The organism is Chamaesiphon sp. GL140_3_metabinner_50, from assembly GCF_025361915.1.
In the GTDB taxonomy this organism is placed as follows: Bacteria; Cyanobacteriota; Cyanobacteriia; order Cyanobacteriales; family Chamaesiphonaceae; genus Chamaesiphon.
Window position 1 is genome coordinate 1 of record NZ_JANYJC010000365.1, and the last position, 2,222, is coordinate 2,222.

Consider the following 2,222-nt stretch of genomic DNA (forward strand, 5'->3'; position numbering starts at 1 on the left):
CCGTCGGGATGAATGACGCGGTATTCCAGCTCAAATTCTGTCTCACAGAATAAAACTTGCCCGATTTTTGCCTCAGCAGCTTGGCGATCTTCGGGGTGAAGACATGCGCCCCAATTACTATAGGTTAAGATGTTCTCAGTATTAAATAAGGTGCGATCTATCCCAAATAGTTCGTAAGTGCGATCGTCCCAAATTAAGGCATCGTTGACAATATCCCATTCCCAGCAGCCGACTGCTGCCGATTTAAGCGATAGTGACAATCGTTCTGAGAGCCTTTTTAATTCGGTTTCAGATTCTTGGATATCTAGCGTACCATTTTCTAGCAGTTCGGCTTTTTCGGCTTCAGATTGCTCCAATTGGGCGGCTAATGCTTCAGCCACTCGATATTGGAGCAATTCGGATGTTACTATTCCGACTAGGCGATCGCGATCGTCAACGACTGCTAAATGGCTCAGGAAATAGCGTTGAATCAGATCGATCGCGATCGATAGATCTGTAAAATCCGCTAGTTTCAGCGTCACTGAAGTGGCACCGATCGCATTTCCAATCGGTAGCTTGTCGAGATCTTGCCCTCTTGCACAAAGCCGCACCACATCGCCTGCGGTTAATAACCCGATGTAGTGTTCTCGATCGACGATCGCCACACAACTGGCGCACGCCTGGATTTGCAATCGTACTAATTGACTCGCAGCGGTTGAAGACAAACCCGCCACATCAATATCGTTCATTAGTGCGATCGCCGCAATCGCGCTCGTATCGGGGGTTACAACAATCGGACTGCGAAAGATCGCATCACTCGGTTCGGACTTGCTAAGGAATGAAACAGAGTCGAGCATTTGTTTGGTGAAGGTCTGCTGTTCTTAGAATGCCCTCGATCGGATGGAAAATGAAGCCCATCTCCCCCTGTTAGCTCGATCGAGAAAATGGGCACTCTAGAGAATATATTAGGGAATAATGAAGATGAGCGGCTATTCCATCCTAGTTGTTGATGACGAACCAGATAACTTTGACGTAATTGAGGCACTGCTGCCCAATGAAAGCTACACGCTGCACTATGCTAATTGTGGTGAAGATGCGATCGCATATTTAGATAAGTTCGATCCCGATCTGATTTTGCTAGATGTGATGATGCCCGGTATCAATGGCATTGAGGTGTGTCGGCGGATTAAGCTGATGTCGCAATGGCAAGGTGTCCCGATTATTATGGTGACGGCTTTATCTGGCAAAGAAGACTTGGCGCGGTGTCTAGCCGCAGGTGCCGACGATTTTCTCCATAAGCCTGTAAATGGTTTAGAATTGCGGGCGAGAGTCAATTCGATGTTGCGGATTAAGAAACAGCACGATCGGATTCAATCTTTCTCTAAGCTTCAGCGTAATAATATTCATTCTTTAGCCAATAATTTAAATGAAATTAGGTTAGATTTAGCTGTTGGATTTCCGGCTGAATTCAATGCGCCATTAAATATTATTTCGGATAACATCAAGCACCTAACCGCTCGGATCGAAACGATTAATCCGGCTACCCTGAAAATTTTAGAATCTAGCGATCTCGCTGTGCGCCAATTACGGCATTTGACAGAGAAATTTTGGTTCTACTTACAACTGACGTTAGAAACATCGGAAACTAATCGTCATGAAATTTCGATCCCTAAGCCAATTTTCAACCAGAGCTTAGCAACTAAATTTGCTGGATTATTTATGACTGGCGTAGTTTGCGAGATTGAAGATGTCCGATTGGCAGTTAAGCCAGAACATTTCCAGTGGATTGTTACTGAATTAATCGAGTGTGTATCGGTAGACGCTCATGTGAAAATTCATGGTGAAGTCATGGATAATGCTTTTCATATATCCTTGTCGATTCAAGCAAACAAGGCGGCGAATCCACTAGATTTAGACCTGGAAATGTCTAGACTGATTGAATTCAATTCATCAGATAGTGAAGATAAAGAATTAGAAATAGGTTTGAAAATTGTTAAAAAAATTGTTGAAATTTATGATGGCATCTTTTTGATGTCTGGTAGCGTTGGCGAATCATCAACTTTTTACCTAACTTTACCACTAGCCGCAGATAGCTTATCTGCGATCGATACATATTCAGCCGTTCCTACATTCAAACGGATTTAGGGAATAGTGAATGGTGAATGGTGAATGGTGAATAGTAGATATACTTACATTTTTTACTAATAGCTAAAAACAGGTTGAAATAGCTTCAAAACTTGCTC

2 protein-coding genes are annotated in these 2,222 nt (G+C 43.2%); one reads left to right on the forward strand and one right to left on the reverse strand.

Annotated elements, in window-relative coordinates:
• Positions 1-836, reverse strand: an 836-nt coding sequence (locus tag Q0R35_RS17935; protein WP_295621666.1) for a CBS domain-containing protein, incomplete at its 3' end; no start/stop codon positions are given.
• Positions 837-960: 124 nt separating this feature from the next.
• Here Q0R35_RS17935 and Q0R35_RS17940 point away from each other — a divergent pair.
• Positions 961-2,124 carry a response regulator gene (locus Q0R35_RS17940; protein WP_295621668.1) on the forward strand — a complete coding sequence of 388 codons (1,164 nt, stop codon included), beginning with the start codon at positions 961-963 and terminating at the stop codon, positions 2,122-2,124.
• Positions 2,125-2,222: the final 98 nt, after the last annotated feature.

What these genes read in the sequence shown, in the direction of transcription:
- Q0R35_RS17940 (WP_295621668.1), top strand. Translation starts at nt 961, where the DNA reads ATGAGCGGCTATTCCATCCTAGTTGTTGATGACGAACCAGATAACTTT.